This is a genomic window from Pseudomonas sp. FW305-20 (assembly GCF_058788075.1).
Genome location: NZ_JBYTAJ010000006.1, coordinates 57,506 through 74,518, shown reverse-complemented (window position 1 = coordinate 74,518; position 17,013 = coordinate 57,506). Strand labels below are relative to the sequence as shown.

At 59.2% G+C, this 17,013-nt stretch carries 18 protein-coding genes; 11 read left to right on the top strand and 7 right to left on the bottom strand.

The annotated features are described in order from the left end of the window. Positions 1-18: 18 nt before the first annotated feature. Entirely contained in the window at positions 19-1,782 is a 1,764-nt protein-coding gene (locus AC3WP4_RS07335) for a cation:proton antiporter (protein WP_074872144.1), read from the bottom strand. A gap of 288 nt (positions 1,783-2,070) precedes the next feature. On the opposite strand from AC3WP4_RS07335, the gene AC3WP4_RS07330 reads away from it, so the two are divergent. Further along, complete coding sequence (locus AC3WP4_RS07330; RefSeq protein WP_074872148.1) at positions 2,071-2,553, top strand: acyl-CoA thioesterase; 483 nt, start codon at positions 2,071-2,073, stop codon at positions 2,551-2,553. A gap of 90 nt (positions 2,554-2,643) precedes the next feature. Here AC3WP4_RS07330 and pdxY read toward each other — a convergent pair whose 3' ends face one another. After that, complete coding sequence (gene pdxY, locus AC3WP4_RS07325) at positions 2,644-3,516, bottom strand: pyridoxal kinase PdxY (protein WP_074872150.1); 873 nt, start codon at positions 3,514-3,516, stop codon at positions 2,644-2,646. A 120-nt stretch (positions 3,517-3,636) separates the two neighbouring features. Between pdxY and AC3WP4_RS07320 the strand changes: the two genes are divergently transcribed. After that, positions 3,637-4,050, top strand: a complete 414-nt coding sequence (locus AC3WP4_RS07320; protein WP_074872152.1) for a DUF3301 domain-containing protein — start codon at positions 3,637-3,639, stop codon at positions 4,048-4,050. A 1-nt stretch (position 4,051) separates the two neighbouring features. On the opposite strand, the gene AC3WP4_RS07315 is transcribed toward AC3WP4_RS07320, so the two are convergent. Beyond that, a complete protein-coding gene (locus AC3WP4_RS07315; protein ID WP_102614506.1) occupies positions 4,052-5,023 on the bottom strand; it encodes a CobW family GTP-binding protein in 972 nt (323 codons plus the stop codon). A 26-nt stretch (positions 5,024-5,049) separates the two neighbouring features. Here AC3WP4_RS07315 and AC3WP4_RS07310 point away from each other — a divergent pair, with 26 nt between their 5' ends. Then, positions 5,050-5,406 carry an NADH:ubiquinone oxidoreductase gene (locus tag AC3WP4_RS07310; RefSeq protein WP_102614505.1) on the top strand — a complete coding sequence of 119 codons (357 nt, stop codon included), beginning with the start codon at positions 5,050-5,052 and terminating at the stop codon, positions 5,404-5,406. 4 nt (positions 5,407-5,410) lie between these two features. Here the strand turns inward: AC3WP4_RS07310 and AC3WP4_RS07305 are convergent, their stop codons facing one another. Beyond that, positions 5,411-6,061 carry a DUF1826 domain-containing protein gene (locus tag AC3WP4_RS07305; RefSeq protein ID WP_102614504.1) on the bottom strand — a complete coding sequence of 217 codons (651 nt, stop codon included), beginning with the start codon at positions 6,059-6,061 and terminating at the stop codon, positions 5,411-5,413. Continuing rightward, positions 6,061-7,269, bottom strand: a complete 1,209-nt coding sequence (gene zigA / locus AC3WP4_RS07300) for a zinc metallochaperone GTPase ZigA (protein ID WP_102614503.1) — start codon at positions 7,267-7,269, stop codon at positions 6,061-6,063. Before zigA ends, AC3WP4_RS07305 begins: the two co-directional genes overlap by 1 nt. Before the next feature lie 268 nt (positions 7,270-7,537). Between zigA and folE2 the strand changes: the two genes are divergently transcribed. The 7 genes from folE2 to AC3WP4_RS07265 are packed head-to-tail and all read left to right on the top strand — an operon-like array spanning position 7,538 to position 13,648. Next, positions 7,538-8,434, top strand: coding sequence for a GTP cyclohydrolase FolE2 (gene folE2, locus AC3WP4_RS07295; protein ID WP_102614502.1), 897 nt, complete (start codon positions 7,538-7,540; stop codon positions 8,432-8,434). Beyond that, on the top strand, positions 8,431-9,099 hold the full coding sequence (locus AC3WP4_RS07290; RefSeq protein ID WP_102614501.1) for a metal ABC transporter ATP-binding protein: 669 nt from the start codon (positions 8,431-8,433) through the stop codon (positions 9,097-9,099). Before folE2 ends, AC3WP4_RS07290 begins: the two co-directional genes overlap by 4 nt. Next, positions 9,099-9,965 carry a metal ABC transporter permease gene (locus AC3WP4_RS07285; protein ID WP_102614500.1) on the top strand — a complete coding sequence of 289 codons (867 nt, stop codon included), beginning with the start codon at positions 9,099-9,101 and terminating at the stop codon, positions 9,963-9,965. Before AC3WP4_RS07290 ends, AC3WP4_RS07285 begins: the two co-directional genes overlap by 1 nt. A gap of 11 nt (positions 9,966-9,976) precedes the next feature. Beyond that, entirely contained in the window at positions 9,977-10,852 is an 876-nt protein-coding gene (locus AC3WP4_RS07280) for a metal ABC transporter substrate-binding protein (RefSeq protein WP_102614499.1), read from the top strand. After that, positions 10,849-11,409 (top strand): gamma carbonic anhydrase family protein, encoded by a 561-nt coding sequence (locus AC3WP4_RS07275; RefSeq protein ID WP_046044954.1) that lies wholly within the window; start codon positions 10,849-10,851, stop codon positions 11,407-11,409. The genes AC3WP4_RS07280 and AC3WP4_RS07275 overlap by 4 nt, the downstream gene beginning before the upstream one ends. A gap of 2 nt (positions 11,410-11,411) precedes the next feature. Continuing rightward, a complete protein-coding gene (locus tag AC3WP4_RS07270; protein WP_102614498.1) occupies positions 11,412-12,749 on the top strand; it encodes a dihydroorotase in 1,338 nt (445 codons plus the stop codon). A gap of 17 nt (positions 12,750-12,766) precedes the next feature. Then, positions 12,767-13,648, top strand: a complete 882-nt coding sequence (locus AC3WP4_RS07265) for a His/Gly/Thr/Pro-type tRNA ligase C-terminal domain-containing protein (RefSeq protein ID WP_102614497.1) — start codon at positions 12,767-12,769, stop codon at positions 13,646-13,648. Between the two features lie 23 nt (positions 13,649-13,671). Here AC3WP4_RS07265 and AC3WP4_RS07260 read toward each other — a convergent pair whose 3' ends face one another. Continuing rightward, positions 13,672-14,193, bottom strand: a complete 522-nt coding sequence (locus AC3WP4_RS07260; RefSeq protein WP_074872171.1) for a DUF3617 domain-containing protein — start codon at positions 14,191-14,193, stop codon at positions 13,672-13,674. Between the two features lie 132 nt (positions 14,194-14,325). On the opposite strand from AC3WP4_RS07260, the gene cls reads away from it, so the two are divergent. Then, entirely contained in the window at positions 14,326-15,765 is a 1,440-nt protein-coding gene (gene cls / locus AC3WP4_RS07255; RefSeq protein WP_074872173.1) for a cardiolipin synthase, read from the top strand. Here the strand turns inward: cls and cfaB are convergent. Continuing rightward, a complete protein-coding gene (gene cfaB, locus AC3WP4_RS07250) occupies positions 15,762-16,949 on the bottom strand; it encodes a C17 cyclopropane fatty acid synthase CfaB (RefSeq protein ID WP_102614496.1) in 1,188 nt (395 codons plus the stop codon). The two genes, cls and cfaB, sit on opposite strands and share 4 nt — an antisense overlap. Between the last annotated feature and the right edge of the window lie 64 nt (positions 16,950-17,013).

Below are 17,013 nucleotides of genomic sequence, written 5' to 3'. Positions count from 1 at the left end.
GCCTGACGCGCTACAGGGTTAATGCCCGGACGAATCCTTGTGGTTGTCCAGTGTGTCGAGCAACGCCACCTGCATCCGCGTGTGCACGCGGATGAACCAGCGCCAGAGCAGCGCCGCCACAGCGGCCGCGACGACGACGATCAGGACCAGCAACTTGTTGGTCGGCAGAATACTGGCCGACAAGGCTGCCAGCAGCAGAAAAATCACCAGCAGCGAGAGGATCGGGATCACTTCGGCGATCACCCGACGCACACGCTGCGTATGGCGGCCGGCCATCTCCGGCTTCACGCCCATCTCCGCCAACAGCATCGAGAGCGCCTTGAGCTTGCGATAGGCGGCGATCAGGAACGGCAGCGACAACAGCAACGCCCCGCCCCAAATCAACGCTTTCTGCCAGCTCGGGTCGCTGATCCAGTCTTGCAGGTAAGCGGACATGCGCTCGGCGAAAAAAGCACCCGAGAAGAAGATCGCAATCACCAGCGCCAGATTGACGCCCACCTGCAACAGAATCCGCCGAATCATCGACGCCAGCAGCGCGCCCTCGCCCTGGGGCTGGATGCTGCGCAGCCATTCGCCGTACATCCCCAATACCCTGCCCAGTCGCTTCGGCATCACCGCGGCAAGCTTGATCGACAGCGGATCAGCCGCGCGGATCAAGTAAGGCGTCAGCAATGTGGTGATCACAGAGACGGCAACGGCGACCGGGTAAAGGAAGTTGCTGGTGACCTGCAACGTCATGCCCAACGCCGCGATGATGAAAGAAAATTCGCCAATCTGCGAAAGCCCCATCCCGACTCGAAGTGAGGTGCGTCCATCATTGCCAGCGATAAAGGCACCAAGGCCACAAGAAAACATCTTGCCCAGCACCACGGCCACGGTGATCACCGCAATCGGCCACGCGTATTGCAGCAGGATCATCGGATCGAGCATCAACCCAATGGCGACAAAAAAGATCGCACTGAACAGGTCGCGAACGGGTTCGATCAAACGCTCGATTTTCAGCAATTGCCGGGATTCAGCCATGATCGCGCCAATCAGGAAGGCGCCTAGCACCATGCTGTATTCAAGTTTGACCACCAGCAAACAGAAGCCGAAACACAGGCCTAACACCGTGATCAGCAGCATTTCATTACTGTCGAACTTCGCCACGTAAGCCAGCAATCGCGGCACCAGCAGAATGCCGATGACCAGTGCGACAACCATGAACAGCGAGAGCTTGCCGACCGTTGAAAACACTTCGCCGGAACTGACCGTGCCGCTGACCGCGATGCTCGACAGCAAGGCGATGATGCCGATGCCAAGGATGTCTTCAACGATCAGTACGCCGAAAATCAGCTGTGCGAAGCGCTCGTTCTTCATCTTCAGATCGTTGAGAGCCTTGACGATGATGGTGGTTGAGGAAATCGCCAGGATCGCGCCGAGGAACAGCGAGTCCATGGTGTTCCAGTCGAACCAGCGACCGATCTCGTAGCCGATCCAGATCATCAGTACGATTTCCAGGAACGCCGCAATGAATGCTGTGGCGCCGACCTTGAACAACTTGCGCAGGCTGAACTCCAGGCCCAGACAGAACATCAGGAAAATCACCCCGAGTTCAGCGAGGGTTTTGATGGTGTCTTCATCGTGGATCAAGCTGAACGGTGGGGTGTGCGGGCCGATGATGAAGCCGGCGACGATGTAGCCGAGCACCACCGGTTGTTTGAAGCGATGAAACAGTACGGTCACCACACCCGCGATCAACATGATCACTGCCAGGTCTTGAATGAAACTGATGGCGTGCATGGTGTGGGGCTCCTTGGCTGACATTGCTCAATCGACAGACGTGGGAAAGGTCTGATCGGGCAAGGTAGAAAACCATTTTCCGCGTGGGAATTACCCTTGAGAAAGGGCTTTTGAAGGGTAACACCGCGACTTCTGGCAGAAAGGCGGTGCAATATATGGAAACAGATCGATCCGGGCGTGACGGCAGCCACGCGCCCGGCGTCCCGATAACGGTTGGTTTGAAAAGCTGACAAGGCCCCCGCAGAGGTGCCGCCCTCCCGAAATTCTGCCTTGAACCGTGAGAACGCTATGGAACCCGGAAACGCACAACTGTCGATGACGGTATTGATGACCCCCGACATGGCCAACTTCTCTGGCAATGTCCACGGCGGTACCTTGCTCAAATACCTCGACGAAGTGGCCTATGCGTGCGCCAGCCGTTATGCCGGTCGCTACGTGGTGACACTGTCGGTGGACCAGGTGATTTTCCGCGAGCCGATTCATGTCGGCGAACTGGTGACCTTTCTGGCCTCGGTGAACTACACCGGCAACACCTCCATGGAGGTGGGCATCAAGGTGGTGACCGAGAACATCCGCGAGCGCTCGGTGCGCCACACCAACAGCTGCTTCTTCACCATGGTCGCCGTGGATGACGACCGCAAACCGGCTGCTGTCCCGCCACTGCAACCGCAGAACAGCGAAGACAAACGCCGCTTCATGCAGGCCCAGCAACGTCGGCAGATTCGTCAGGAGCTGGAAAAGCGCTATCAGGACATCAAGGGCGACGCCTGACGTGTTTGGTCGTTAGATCGCACGCGGGCAAGCCTCGCTCCTACAGATTTCTCACCGTACCTGTAGGCGCGAGGTTTGCCCGCGAAGCTTTTAAAGACTTATCGCTGTCGCTTCAAACCGCACCCGCGGATGGGCAATCCGGTCCTGAGCCCGTACCAGTTCCAGCTCATAGCTGGAGCACGCCTGGGTTTCCAGCAGCACTTCATGCACCGCCGACGCGGCGAATTCGAAAGCCGCCACCAGGCTATCGCCCAACAGTACGCGAGCCAGAAACAGTCCGGAGGTCAGGTCCCCGACGCCCACCGGCTGACGCGGGAACGCCAGCAGCGGACGGCGCAAATGCCAGCTGTCTTCGGCCGTCACCAACAACATCTCGAAAACATCCGCCGGTTTTCCGGGATAGTCCAGATGCTTGACCAGCACAGCCTTCGGACCACGAGCCAGCAGCGCTCGCGCCATGGCCAGGCAATCGAACAACGATTGCGGCTTGCGCCCCGAAAAGCTGTCCAGTTCCAGCTGGTTCGGACACATGAAGTCCGCCACGGCAGCCGCTTCCTCCAGCAGAAAATCGCTGACTTCGGCGGGCACGCTGCACCCCTTCTCCGGATGGCCCATCACCGGGTCACACAGATACAGCGCCTTGGGATTCATCGACTTGATCCGCGCCACTCCCGTCAGGATCGCCCGGCCCTGAGCAGCACTGCCGAGATAGCCGGACAACACGGCGTCGCAGTTGCCCAGCTCGCCAATCGCCGCGATGCCTTCGACCAGGTCGGGGATCTGATGCGGCGCCAGCACTTCACCGGTCCATTGGCCGTACTGGGTGTGGTTGGAGAACTGCACGGTATTGAGCGGCCAGACATTCACCCCGACCCGCTGCATCGGAAAAACCGCGGCGCTGTTGCCAGCGTGGCCGAACACCACGTGGGACTGGATGGCGAGCAGATGAGGCGTACGTTTCATGCGGTGGGTTTTCCGTCAAACGATTGAAATTCAAGCCGCGCAGTATGCGACTAAACGCAGCCTGTACGACAGACCGGCGACGCAGTTAAGCTGACACCATCTTGTTGGAGCAACGTGTTGATGCTGACCCTTGGAAATATCTTCGTCCTGATGCTGCTTGCCACCGGTGGCGCGTGGTTATGGCATAACCACGGCTTGCGTGAGCGCGCGCTGGAGCGGGTCAAGCTGCATTGCACCAAGCTCGGAATCGAGCTGCTGGACGGCAACGTGGCCTTGAAGAAGATTGCGTTCATTAAAGACGCCAACGGCCGGCGGCGCCTCGCCCGTGTGTATAACTTCGAATTCACCGTCACCGGTGAAAGCCGTCACAACGGCACCATCACCCAGTTCGGTGCCCACAGTGCGCAGATTGAGCTGGCGCCCTACCCGATGCCGTTCGACGACACGCCTGCGGTAGACGATGTGGTGAAACCGCGCGCCGAGGTGATCGAGATGAGCCAGTGGCGGCAAGAACACACTAAATGGCGTCCTTGATTCACGTCTTGCTCGACCGGCAGTCGGCTAGATTACTTTGCAATGAATCAACATCCTGCGGCTCACTGAAAATCAGCTCGATACGCGAATCACGCCGCCATTCGCTGGGCTGCCAATCCAGCATCGAATTTTCCAGCGCATTTACCGAAACCCAACCGTTGACGCTGTGGATAACCAGCTTCGCCCGCCGCCAGGCAAGGCTTTCAAGCCAACGACCAACGAGCGTCGCATCGAAAGTCTGACTCGGATGCCAGCGCCACCCCACGCTCCAGCCGCCCTCCTGCTCCTGGCTCAAGCAAATTGGCAGCGCAAGTTCGGTCCAGATGGCCGGCAGCTGCGCCAATCCTTTGGGCGCAACGAAGTTATCCACACCCGCTACAGCCTGAACCCCAAGCCCAGGTAACTCACTCAATGGCAACGCGGCTTGCTGCGTCCAGTACAACGGGCGTGCCGGCAACTGTGCAGCGATTCGCTGGCGATCGGCGTCGTCTAGATTTTCGGCTTTATTCATCAGCAACAGACCGGCGCTGCTCAGTGCTTCCTGTTGCGCCACCGGCAGCGGTTTACCGGCGGCAAGCGCCAGGGCGTCCAGCACCAGTACGCAGGGTTGTACAGCCAATACACCTAGCCACGGCGCCTCACTCAATTGCCTGAGCAATTGCGCCGGATGCCCAAGCCCAGAGGGCTCGATAAACAGCCGATCCGGCCGCGCCTTGCGCAGCAAACGTCCGAGGCCGATCTGAAACGGCGCACCATTGACGCAACACAAACAGCCCCCGGCCACTTCGCCCAGTGCGATACCATCGGCGTCCTGGGTCAGCAACGCAGCGTCGAGGCCGATCTGGCCAAACTCGTTGATCAGCACCGCCCAACGCTCATTCGCCGGCCGCTGCGTCAGCAGGTGCTTGATCAGACTGGTCTTGCCGGCACCCAAAGGGCCTGCAATGACGTGCGTGGGAATGTTCTGCAACATGGTCGAAAGTTTCTGAGGAGGTAAGGATGCGGTTGATGGGATTGTCGTTGCTCCTGGCACTCACTTCAGGTGAAGCGCTGGCCCAAGCTTGCGTGGTACATAGCACGGCTGCGCGACTCGACGTGAAAGTCTGCCAGCAAAACCGCAACATCCCGGAAAAACTGTTCGCCGACGGTTTCTGCCAGCCGAACCTTCCTGGCCAGAAAGTCGAGGTGCAGTACGTCGATCAATGCCCCACCGGCGCGTTCGGCGTGTGCAGCAACGCCCAAGTCGCCAATATGCCTTACCGGCAGGAAATTCACTATTACGGCGTAGCCACGGATGCGGCGTATTTGAAGCCGTTTTGCGAAGCCCAGAGCCAGGGCACCTGGCTCAAGCCGTGAGCCGCTAGCTCAACCAGTCGAGTGTCAGGATCAGCCGCCGCTCACCGGACCCAAGCTGTGGCGAGCGGTGAATCAGGCCGAAGCCTTCGTTGCCATGCCATTTCTCGCCTTTGAGCAGCGCGACTGCGCCGCTGGCGATCTGCTCGATCAGCGGCCCGTCCTGGGGTTCGGCTTCGGGCTTGCCCAGTTGTCGGCGATCCATCGCACCTTCCTTCAGCCACTGGCTGCCGATCCCGCAATACGTGGTGATCAGCCGCACCGGCACGTGATCGACGTGGAAACGCGGGCACATGGCCTTGTCCAGGACCCGCAGGCGCAGGCCGACACGCTTGGCGCCCAGCAAACAGGCGAAAGCACTGACCAGCCAGGAGATGTCGGCGATGAAACCTTCGTAACCTTCGAGATCGCTGAAACCTGAGGCCAATCCGTGAAGATTGGGTTCGGTGTCATCGCTGGGCAGTTCCAGGACCAGCGACTCGGCCAGCGGATCGTTCAGGGACAGCAGCAAACTCCCGAAATCAGCGATGTGCGCCGGCAGTTGGCGCTGCCAAACGGCGAGGTTTACCCCGTCATCCAGGATTTTGGCCAGCGTTCGCGGCGCCTCACCTTCAACCTGATAAATGATCGGCCGCAGTTTCAGGCTGGGTGCCAACATCAGGCGGCCTCCTCGTCGTGCCACGGGCCAAATGGATCTGACAGCAATCGCCAGCCCTCGACGCCTAACGCCATTTCATCGTCGGTCAGCAGGCAATTGTCGAGGTCGTCGGTGAGTTGCGCGAAGTCCATGTTCTGGCCGATGAACACCAGTTCCTGGCGGCAATCGCCAGTGGTTGCGGTCCAGTTTTCCATGATCCCGGCGGTGCTTTCTTCGTCCTGCGGCCACTGGGTTTTTGGCACAAAACGCCACCAGCGCCCGGCGAAACCATGGCGCATCAATCCGCCGGCCTGGGACCAGCTACCGGCGTCCATGTGCTTGCTGGCCAGCCAGAAGAAACCCTTGGAACGCAGCAGTTTGCCGTTCACCCACGGGCGGTCGATGAAGCTGTAAAAGCGCTGCGGATGAAACGGTCGGCGTGCTCGGTAGGCTGTCGAGGCGATGCCGTATTCCTCGGTTTCGGGCACGTGTTCGCCACGCAATTCCTTAAGCCAGCCCGGTGCCTGGGCGGCCTTTTCGAAGTCGAAACGACCGGTATTGAGGATTTTCTTCAGCGGCACTTCACCCATGACCATCGGAATGATTTCGGCCTGGGCATTGAGCCGTTCGAGGATCGCGATCAACTCTTGGCGTTCGCTGCTGCTGATCAAGTCGATCTTGCTGATCAAAATCACGTCGGCGAATTCGATCTGCTCGATCAACAGGTCGGTGATCGAGCGTTCGTCCTCTTCACCCAAGGTTTCACCACGGGATGCGAGGCTTTCGGCGGCCTGATAGTCGAGCAGGAAGTTCATGCCATCGACCACGGTGACCATGGTGTCGAGCCGGGCGATGTCGGCCAGGCTCTGCCCTTCTTCATCGCGGAAAGTGAAGGTTTCCGCCACGGGCAGTGGCTCGGAAATGCCAGTGGATTCGATCAATAAATAATCAAAGCGCCCCTCCTTGGCGAGTTTGCTCACCTCTTCCAGCAAGTCTTCGCGCAAGGTGCAGCAGATGCAGCCATTGCTCATCTCCACCAGTTTTTCTTCGGCACGATTCAGGCTGACATCGCGCTGGACCTCGCCGCCATCGATGTTGATTTCGCTCATATCGTTGACGATCACGGCGACGCGAAGGTTGTCGCGATTGCGCAGCACGTAGTTGAGCAGCGTACTTTTGCCAGCGCCGAGAAAGCCGGACAGGACGGTTACGGGGAGACGATTGGGCATCAGGTATTCCTCACAGAGATGCCCGGTCGCAGTGTCGGGCTTAACTTGATGTTATAGTATAACAACACAATCAAGCCACTCTCCTCTTGCCTGCGATGACAAAGAGCACAATGCACAAGCCCATTCTGATTGTTGCGAGCGTTGGAGATGACTCAGGTTTCACTCCGCGCTGGCCTGTACATGATGAAAGTCTGTTCATAAAAAAGGCGTGGTCGATTTCAATGTAATAACATAACATTGAGAATCAACTTCCACGACGGACCTGCTCATGAATGCGCTGACTCTGCCGGATATTGCCGCGCAGGCCTCACGCCAAGCCCTGCCACTCGACTGGGTAGGCATGTGCGGCATTGCTCTTCCTGTTTTGTTCGATGGCCAACGATTGAGTGCAATGGCCGACGCCGGCGTTAGCCTCGACGATGGCGAGGCGCGCGGGATTCATATGTCGCGGCTGTATTTGGCGCTGGAAATGCTCGAGCAAAAAAACCTGACACCCGCCTTGTTGCGGCGAGTTTTGCAACGTTTTCTCGAGACTCATGAAGGACTGTCCAACAGCGCGTACATAAAAATCCACACTGATTTACTGCTCAAAAGACCAGCGCTGGTCAGCCCATTGGCCGGCTGGAAAACTTATCCAGTGAGCATCGAAGCTCGTTTGAAAAACGCGATGTTCCACGTGGAACTAAAAATCGACGTGCCTTATTCCTCGACTTGTCCGTGTTCGGCCGCGCTTTCCCGGCAGCTGATTCAGCAGCAATTCGTCGATGACTTCGCCAACAAGCCGCTGCAACATGCCGATGTTTTGTCTTGGCTTGGCTCGACAAAAGGCATCGTCGCAACGCCTCACAGCCAACGGAGCACTGCGAGATTGCGGCTTCGACTGGGCGATTTTCTGGATGACTTGCCGCTGATCGCGATCATCAACGACGCCGAAGCGGCTCTCGGCACCGCCGTGCAAACCGCTGTAAAACGCGCCGATGAACAAGCCTTCGCGCTGGCCAACGGTCAGAACCTGATGTTCTGCGAAGACGCCGCACGACGTTTGAACCTGGCCTTGAAACGCGCCCCCGGCATCAACGCCTTCCACATACGAGTCGTCCACGCGGAAAGCCTCCACGCCCACGATGCGGTCGCCGAAAGCCGCTGGAATTGGGAGGCCGCATGATTCATTGCCAAGCCTTGCGTTGGGGTGCACCCGGCCAGCCACTGACTCCCCCCGTGGATTTCAAGCTGGCCGAAGGAAGTCTCACTGCCGTCATCGGTGCCAATGGCTCGGGCAAAAGCAGCCTGTTGAAAGTCATCGCGGGCTTGCAAAAACCGCTGACCGGCAAAGTCATCCTGGATGTTCCACGCAAGGGCAGCCTCTCGTTCCTGCCCCAGCAACAACACCTGGACCGGCAATTCCCCATCAGCCTGCAAGAGCTTGTGGCCGCTGGTTTCTGGGGCAGCACGCAGTCTCCCGAGATACGCAGACAACGCCTCAAAGCCGTGCTGGAAAACTGGTGCCTGAGCGGACTTGAACAACGCCCATTGATGGCCTTGTCCGGCGGTGAATTACAACGTGCCCTGCTCGCCCGTTTGAGTCTCGCCGACGCACCATTGCTATTGCTCGACGAACCCCACGCCGCCCTCGATGAACTGGGCCAAACGCTGCTCTGGAAACACATTCACGCCTGGCATGCCGAAGGCCGAACCCAGTTGATCGTGTGCCATGACCTGACCGCCGTTCGCCAACACATTCCTCAAACGTTGCTGATCAAAAGCACCGGCTGCGTCCTCGGATCGAGCGTTGATCTGATCCACCAACAACCCCACACGCGGGTGGCCTGATGCTCGCAGCCGCTCATCTTTGGCAACCGTTCCACGAGTTCGTGTTCATGCGGCGAGCGCTTCTCGGCGGATTGGTTCTGGCATGCAGCACCGCACCGTTGGGCGTGTTTTTGATCCTGCGACGCATGAGTCTGATCGGCGACGCGGTGGCCCACGGCATTTTGCCGGGGGCGGCATTGGGCTTCTGGTTTGCCGGATTGAGTTTGCCGGCGCTGACCGTCGGCGGGCTCGGTGCCGGTCTGGGCATGGCCGGACTCGCTGCCTGGATCACTCGTCGAACCGGCCTGCGAGAAGACGCCAGCCTCGCCGCGATCTACCCGATTTCCCTGGCCTGCGGTGTGCTGATCCTCGGCATCGCCGGTAAACGTCTGGACCTGTTGCACCTGTTGTTTGGGTCGGCGCTGGCGGTCGATGGCCCGACGTTGACCGGTATGGTGTGGGTCTCGGCATTCAGCCTGATTGCCATGGCCTTCATCTATAAACCGCTGTTGCTGGACACCCTCGATCCACTCTTTCTGCAAACCGTCAGCCGACTCGGCCCCTTGGCTCATGGCGTATTTCTGACCCTGGTGGTGCTGAACCTGGTGATCGGTTTTCAAGCCATCGGCGCGCTGATGGTGGTCGGTTTGATGATGTTGCCCGCCGCCGCGTCGCGCTTCTGGAGTCGTCGCTTGCCGACATTAATCGCCATCGCCGCCCTGCTCGGCTGCCTCTCGGTGTGGCTCGGACTGTTGCTGTCGTTCTACTTCTCGCTGCCCAGTGGCCCGGCGATCGTGCTGGTGGCTGGCGGTTTGTATCTGCTGTCCGTGGTGTTCGGACCGGTGCACGGTTTGCTGCGCCGCCCGCCTTTGTTCACATCCCAATGAGGTGTTACCCGATGCGCGCTTTACTCGTGCTGTTCAGTTTGCTGCTGTCGATGTCGTTGTCTGCGGCGGAAAAACTTCAGGTAGTCACCAGTTTCAGCATCCTCGCCGACATGACCCACCAAGTCGGCGGCGACCATATCCAGATCACCAACATGGTCGGCCCTGATGCCGATGCTCACACGTACGAGCCGACACCGGACGACGCCAAGGCGTTGCTCAAAGCCAAACTCATCATCAAAAACGGCTTGGGTTTCGAGCCATGGCTGGACCGCCTGGTGACCAGCACCGAGACCCAAGCGCCAGTGATCAGCGCGAGCCGCGGCGTCATCCCGCGCGCCCTGGATGAAGATGGCGAGACGATTCCCGACCCGCACGCTTGGCACAACCTGGCGAACGCTGAGCTGTACATCAGCAACATCACCAAGGCGCTGATCGCCGCCGACCCGACGAATAAAGCCGACTACGAACGCAACAGCCAGGCTTACCTGAAAAAGGTCTACGCGCTGCTTGCCGAAGCCAAGGCCAAACTCGGCTCGCTGCCACCGGGCAATCGCAAAATCGTGACGTCCCATGACGCCTTCGGTTACCTCGGTCAGGCTTACGGTATCGACTTCATGGCGCCTCAAGGCCTGTCCACTGAACGTGAACCGTCAGCCGCCGAAGTCGCTGCACTGATCACCCAGATTCGCCAGGCCAAGGTCAAAGCGGTGTTCATGGAAAACATCAAGGATGCCCGCCTGCTCAAGCAGATTGCCGATGAAAGCGGCGCGCACATCGGTGGCACGTTGTACTCCGATGCGCTCGCGGCGACCGGTCCGGCCAGCACCTTCATCGGGTTGTTCGAGTACAACCTCAACATCCTGTACAACGCGCTGAGCAAGCCATGATCCGCAAGAATCCTTCCGGTGATTTGCCGGTGATCGCGGAATCTGCCTACGTGGATAAAACCGCCATCATCTGCGGCAAAGTGGTAATCGGTGAGAACGTCTTCGTCGGCCCTTACGCGGTGATTCGGGCCGACGAAGTGGATGCCTCGGGCGAGATGGAGCCGATCACCATCGGCGCCAACTCGAACATCCAGGATGGCGTGGTGATCCACTCCAAGTCCGGGGCGGCAGTGACCATCGGCGAATTCAGTTCCATTGCCCACCGCTCGATCGTTCATGGTCCGTGCAAGGTTGGCGACCGGGTGTTTATCGGGTTCAACAGCGTGCTGTTCAACTGCGTAGTGGGTGACGGTTGCGTGGTGCGGCACAACTCGGTGGTCGACGGTCGCGACTTGCCCGAAGATTTCTATGTGCCCTCCACCACCCGCATCGGCCCGAAGACAGATCTGTCGCAGTTCCCACCGGTGAGCGTCAGCGCCTCGGAGTTCTCCGAGGACGTGGCGCGTACCAACGTCGATCTGGTGCGCGGCTACAAAGCCCTGCAGAACGAGTTCTGACCATGAGCAGTGTGCTGATTCGCAATGCCCGGCTGGTGAACGAAGGCCGGGAGTTTGACGGTGATCTGTTGGTCAGCAACGGGCGAATCGTGAAGATCGCCAGCAGCATCCACGGCGAAAACGCCGACGTGGAAATCGATGCACAAGGGCAATGGCTGCTGCCCGGAATGATCGACGACCAAGTGCATTTCCGCGATCCAGGCTCGCCGGACAAGGGCAGCTTCTACAGCGAATCCCGGGCTGCGGTGGCCGGTGGCATCACCAGCTTCATGGACATGCCCAACACCCATCCGGCGACTCTGACCCTCAGCGCACTTGCCGACAAAAAGCGCCGAGCGGCAACTAACTCCGTCGCCAATTACGGCTTTCATTTCGGCGTGAGCAACGACAATCTCGACACCGTCGCCAGGCTCAATCCTTGTGAAGTAGCGGGCGTCAAAGTGTTCATGGGCGCCTCCACCGGCAACATGCTGGTCGATGACCCACAGATTCTCGAGCGATTATTCGCCGAGGTCCCGACCCTTTTGTTGGCCCACTGCGAACACACGCCCAGCATCGACGCCAATGCCGCGAACCTGCGTGACTTGTTCGGCGAACACCTTCCAGCGGCGGCCCACCCGCTGATCCGTAACGCCGAGGCCTGCTTTCGCTCCTCCTCAATGGCGGTAGACCTGGCCAGGCGTCACGGCACCCGACTGCACGTTCTGCACCTGACCACTGCCCGCGAACTGGCATTGTTTGAAGACAAGCCGCTGGCCCAGAAACGCATCACCGCCGAAGTCTGCCTGCACCACTTGTTGTTCGATGATCGGGATTACCCGAGCCTCGGCAACCTGATCAAGTGCAACCCGGCGATCAAAACCCAGGCCGACCGCGATGCCTTGCGTGAAGCACTGCTGAGCCATCGCCTCGACGTGATAGGCAGCGATCACGCGCCTCACACCTGGGCTGAAAAACAGAGGCCGTACAGCCAGGCGCCTTCCGGTTTGCCATTGGTGCAGCACGCCCTGCCCGCACTGCTGGAATTGGTCGCGGATGCGATTGTGCCGATCACTACGCTCGTCGCAAAAACCAGTCACCGGGTTGCCGATCTGTTCGCCATTCCCGACCGCGGTTATCTGCGCGAAGGCTATTGGGCTGACCTCGTTATGATCAAACCCGAACCCGGCGGCGTCGCCGTTTCCCAGCAGCCGATCCTGTCTCAATGCGGCTGGACACCTTTTGCCCGACGGCGTTTTCGCCACAGCGTCAGCACCACGATTGTGTCGGGGCAAATTGCCTGGCACGACCAACGTCTTAATGACAACTGTCAGGGTTTACCACTACGGTTTATGCGCTAGCACTCGGGAGCACCGACATGATTCACATCACCCTGAGCGATGGTTCATTGCGTGAATACGACCAGCCACTGTCGGTGTACGAGCTCGCCGCAAGTATCGGACCGGGACTGGCGAAAGCGGCGGTGGCCGGCCGGGTAGACGGCATCCTGGTGGACTGTGAATACATGATCGAAGCCGATGCCCGGGTCAGCATCGTCACGCCTCAAGAGCCCGACGGGCTGGAGATCCTGCGACGCTCCTGTGTACTGATGCTGGCCATGGCCGTGAAACAACTCCATCCCCAGGTGCAATTGCACGCAGGAACGGCGCTGGGCGACGGGTTCTTTCATGAGTTATCTGCCGAGCAACCCTTAACGCGAACAGACCTGCCACTAATCGAAGCCCGTATGCAGACGCTGGCGGCGACCAATCACTCGATTCGCCGTCAAGAAAAGACGCCGCTGTACCGCCTGGGGAACGTCGAATCTACGACTGCCGACCCGCATGTTCCCGCGACCAGAGTGCTGCAAGCGTTCACCCTCGATCACATCAGCAGTACGTTGCCGCAACGGATTTACGGTACGTGCTGGTCCTGCCAACAAGAGCTTGATAACTGGCGGACACCGCCACACGTCATGATCGTCAGCATGGACCAACGTCAGGCGGATTACGCGCAGTCGGTAACCGAGGCATTGCGCAGAAGTGGCGTGCGCGCCCGTGCGGACCTGCGTCACGAGAAAGTCCGCCAAAAAATTCGCGAGCACAGTCGGCACGTGCCGTATCTGCTGGTGATCGGGGAGAAAGAAAAAGAAGGCAGGTTTGTCAGTGTGCGCAGTCGCGCTGGAGAGGATTTCGGAAGGATGAGCGTTGAGACGGTGTGTGAGTGGTTGAATCAGGCCCGCTCCCACACGGTCGCGTAGGGCGCGGGCCTGCTGACGAGTTTTTAAGCTCTCGGCTTGACGGTCCCGCAATCCTGCCCCAACCACACGGCGCGGCTTTCGAGGCTACCCTTCTGCTGAATACCGGTAGCGTTGAACGTGCCGTTAACCTTGGTGGTGAACTCACGATCACTGAGGAAAGTGGCGACACCAGCGCCCTGTGCTTTCGGACAGCTGAAGCGGAATTTCCACTGATTGCCGGTGCGGTCGGTGATTTCCTGCTTGCAGCCCGACTGCGGATCGGTCAGCGGAATGTCGTCGGTCTTTACCTGTTCCGGCGTCAAGCACGCCCGAATCCCTTTACCGCCCATGGTGATGCCCTGTTTTTCGAGCTGCGCGCGCTGCTGAGGGGTCATCTGGCTCTGTATCTGGCCAAGGATCAGCTGCAAATCCGGGAGGTTCTGGTCATCGACCTTCATGTTGCTTGTGGTCATTTCCCACAAACCGGGCTGCAACATCTGCGCCTGAGCGGCCACAGGAAGTGACAAACCAACAGCCATGGCCAAACCCAGCAGACGAACGTTCATCGAGTAACTCCTGATCAGTTGTGGCCGTTAGACGTCAGCCAGTGGCTTCGGTTCATGGGCCAATTAAATAGCGACATTCTGCACGGAACATGGTCTGTTAAGCATTGAATCTTCAGGAGCAAGGCATGCCCCATGGATTACTTTGGACCGCATATTTTCGGCTACATGATTGCACTGCTTCACACGCTGGGCCTGGTCGCTGCCCTCCACGCCGTGCTCACCGTCCGGACCGCCCAGGGATCAATCGCCTGGGCCCTGTCGTTGGTGTTTATTCCCTACCTCACGCTCATCCCCTATCTGGTCTTCGGCCGCAGCACCTTCGATGGCTACATCAAGGCCCGGCGCCAGGCCAACGAAGAAATGCGCAAGGCGATCTCCGAACTCAACTGGCGTCCTTGGGTAGAAGAGGCGCTGACCGCTCGCGCCTCAAGTGCCTACGCGTCCTTGAGGGCCATGCCGAAACTGGGACGGATGCCGTGCCTGGCGAACAACGAAGTGCGTTTGTTGATCGATGGCCAGGCCACCTTCAACGCCATATTTGAAGCCATCAGCAACGCGAAGGAAGCGGTACTGATTCAGTTTTTCATCATCCACGACGATCGCCTCGGGCAACGCCTGCAAACCTTGCTGCTGAAGAAAGCCGCCGAAGGCGTGGCGGTTTATTTGTTGTACGACCGCATCGGCAGCCATTCCCTGCCTCACAGTTACGTGCAGCCACTGCGCGATGCCGGCGTCGAAGTCAAAGCCTTTGCCACCCGCAGTGGCTGGCTCAATCGTTTTCAGGTCAACTTCCGCAACCACCGCAAAATTGTGGTGGTCGATGGCGTTCTGGGTTTCGTCGGTGGGCACAACGTCGGCGACGAATACATGGGCGAGAAACCTCCGCTGGCACCGTGGCGCGATACCCATGTGCAAGTCCGCGGGCCAGTGGTGGCCTGCATGCAGGAATCTTTTGCCGAAGACTGGTTTTGGGCTGCCCGCTCATTGCCGCCGCTGATCCTGCCGGACGTTTACCCGGACGATGGCGTGCTCTGCCAATTGCTCGCCAGCGGGCCGGCGGATTCCTACGAAACCTGTTCGTTATTCTTCGTCGAAGCCATCCACGCCGCCACCGAACGGGTGTGGATCACCAGCCCCTATTTCATCCCTGACGAAGCTGTGTTCGCTGCGTTGCGGCTGGCTGTTCTGCGCGGTGTCGATGTGCGATTGCTCCTGCCCTCACGACCGGACCACCGAATCGTCTACGCCGCTTCCAGCCTTTATGCCTTCGAAGCCGTGCGCGCCGGTGTGCGGGTGTTCCGCTACGAGCCGGGCTTCCTGCATCAGAAAGTGGTGTTGATCGACAGCGAAATCAGCGCCATTGGCAGTGCCAATCTGGACAACCGCTCGTTCCGGCTGAATTTTGAAGTGATGTTGTTGACGGTCGACAGCGCCTTTGCCGCCGAAGTAGAACAGATGCTCAACGATGACTTCGCCCAGGCTCACGAGATTGCCAAAGAAGAAAGCCGGGAGACCCGCCGCCTGCAACAAATCGGCATGCGGGTCGCCCGGCTTATTTCACCGATCCTCTAAGGGTTGTAGATATCGTCTCGCGTCCATGGCAGTTCATGGCTGCCATCGGGGTGGGTTTTTACCGCGAGAATCTGGTGCAGATTGATCCAGCCCTTGGCGAAGGCGTAGGCGCATCCCGCCAGGTACAGCCGCCAGATCCGCAACGCCTGCTCTGGCACCAGCCTGGAAGCCGCTTCCAGATTGTCTTCCAGGCGTTCGCTCCAATGGTCCAGCGTACGCGCGTAATGCAGGCGCAGACTTTCGACGTCAACAATCTCCAGCCCTGCTTCGCTGATCTCGGCAGAGATCATCGACAGATGCGGCAGCTCGCCATTGGGGAACACATACTTCTCGATGAATTCGCCGGCACCGCGCCCCACCGGACGGCCGTCGATGTGTTTGGCGGTGATCCCGTGGTTCATCACCAGGCCACCCTCCTTCACCGCACCGAACAAGGTCTTGCAGTACTCGGCCAGATTGGCGTGGCCGACGTGTTCGAACATGCCGACACTGACCACTTTGTCGAAGCGCCCGTCCTGAGGCAGGTCACGGTAGTCCAACAGTTGCAGTTCGATTTGGTCGTCCAGGCCTTCTTCGGTCACCCGTTCACGGGCGAGTTCCAGTTGCGCTTTACTGAGCGTGATCCCGAATACCTTCGCGCCAAACTCCCGGGCGGCATAGCGTGCCAGCCCGCCCCAACCGCAGCCGACATCCAGCAGATATTCCCCCGGTTGCAGCCGCAGCTTGCGGCACAGGTGGCGGAATTTGGCTTGCTGTGCTTGCTCCAGGGTTTCGCTGCCGGTCTCGAAATAGGCGCAGGAATACGCCATGTCACTGTCGAGCCATAGCTGATAAAACGCGTTGGAAAGGTCGTAGTGGTAGGAAATCGCCTTGGCGTCGGTTTCCTTGTCGTGAACGGTGCGCACCGGCTGACTGTCGTCGTCCTCGCTCACCAGCGCCTGGCTCCATTCATCGCAGACGCGAATCACGTCGCTGATGGAGCCTTCCAGCTCAAGTTTACCTTCGACAAACGCCGCTCCGAGCGCGTCCAGGCTTGGGTGAGTGAACTGGGTAACCATTTGTGGGTCCTTGACCACAATAGTGACGCTGGGCGTCGGCCCCAGATTGAATTCATGGCCGTCCCAGAGTCGCAGGCGTAACGGTAGCTGCAGATTCTGTAAGGCCGGAGGAAGGTGCGCGAGCATGGAGAGTCCCTCTAGTTTCAGACCGTCTGATGTGAGGGTAGACCATCCTTGAAAAATAGCTGGC

Bases quoted from the DNA above. Each gene is read 5' to 3' on its own strand.
- AC3WP4_RS07330 (WP_074872148.1), top strand. From the start codon at position 2,071: ATGGAACCCGGAAACGCACAACTGTCGATGACGGTATTGATGACCCCC.
- cls (WP_074872173.1), top strand. From the start codon at position 14,326: ATGGATTACTTTGGACCGCATATTTTCGGCTACATGATTGCACTGCTT.
- AC3WP4_RS07280 (WP_102614499.1), top strand. From the start codon at position 9,977: ATGCGCGCTTTACTCGTGCTGTTCAGTTTGCTGCTGTCGATGTCGTTG.
- AC3WP4_RS07275 (WP_046044954.1), top strand. From the start codon at position 10,849: ATGATCCGCAAGAATCCTTCCGGTGATTTGCCGGTGATCGCGGAATCT.
- zigA (WP_102614503.1), bottom strand. From the start codon at position 7,269: ATGCCCAATCGTCTCCCCGTAACCGTCCTGTCCGGCTTTCTCGGCGCT.
- AC3WP4_RS07265 (WP_102614497.1), top strand. From the start codon at position 12,767: ATGATTCACATCACCCTGAGCGATGGTTCATTGCGTGAATACGACCAG.
- AC3WP4_RS07315 (WP_102614506.1), bottom strand. From the start codon at position 5,023: ATGTTGCAGAACATTCCCACGCACGTCATTGCAGGCCCTTTGGGTGCC.
- AC3WP4_RS07285 (WP_102614500.1), top strand. From the start codon at position 9,099: ATGCTCGCAGCCGCTCATCTTTGGCAACCGTTCCACGAGTTCGTGTTC.
- AC3WP4_RS07290 (WP_102614501.1), top strand. From the start codon at position 8,431: ATGATTCATTGCCAAGCCTTGCGTTGGGGTGCACCCGGCCAGCCACTG.
- AC3WP4_RS07320 (WP_074872152.1), top strand. From the start codon at position 3,637: ATGCTGACCCTTGGAAATATCTTCGTCCTGATGCTGCTTGCCACCGGT.
- pdxY (WP_074872150.1), bottom strand. From the start codon at position 3,516: ATGAAACGTACGCCTCATCTGCTCGCCATCCAGTCCCACGTGGTGTTC.
- AC3WP4_RS07270 (WP_102614498.1), top strand. From the start codon at position 11,412: ATGAGCAGTGTGCTGATTCGCAATGCCCGGCTGGTGAACGAAGGCCGG.
- AC3WP4_RS07260 (WP_074872171.1), bottom strand. From the start codon at position 14,193: ATGAACGTTCGTCTGCTGGGTTTGGCCATGGCTGTTGGTTTGTCACTT.
- AC3WP4_RS07310 (WP_102614505.1), top strand. From the start codon at position 5,050: ATGCGGTTGATGGGATTGTCGTTGCTCCTGGCACTCACTTCAGGTGAA.
- folE2 (WP_102614502.1), top strand. From the start codon at position 7,538: ATGAATGCGCTGACTCTGCCGGATATTGCCGCGCAGGCCTCACGCCAA.
- AC3WP4_RS07335 (WP_074872144.1), bottom strand. From the start codon at position 1,782: ATGCACGCCATCAGTTTCATTCAAGACCTGGCAGTGATCATGTTGATC.
- AC3WP4_RS07305 (WP_102614504.1), bottom strand. From the start codon at position 6,061: ATGTTGGCACCCAGCCTGAAACTGCGGCCGATCATTTATCAGGTTGAA.
- cfaB (WP_102614496.1), bottom strand. From the start codon at position 16,949: ATGCTCGCGCACCTTCCTCCGGCCTTACAGAATCTGCAGCTACCGTTA.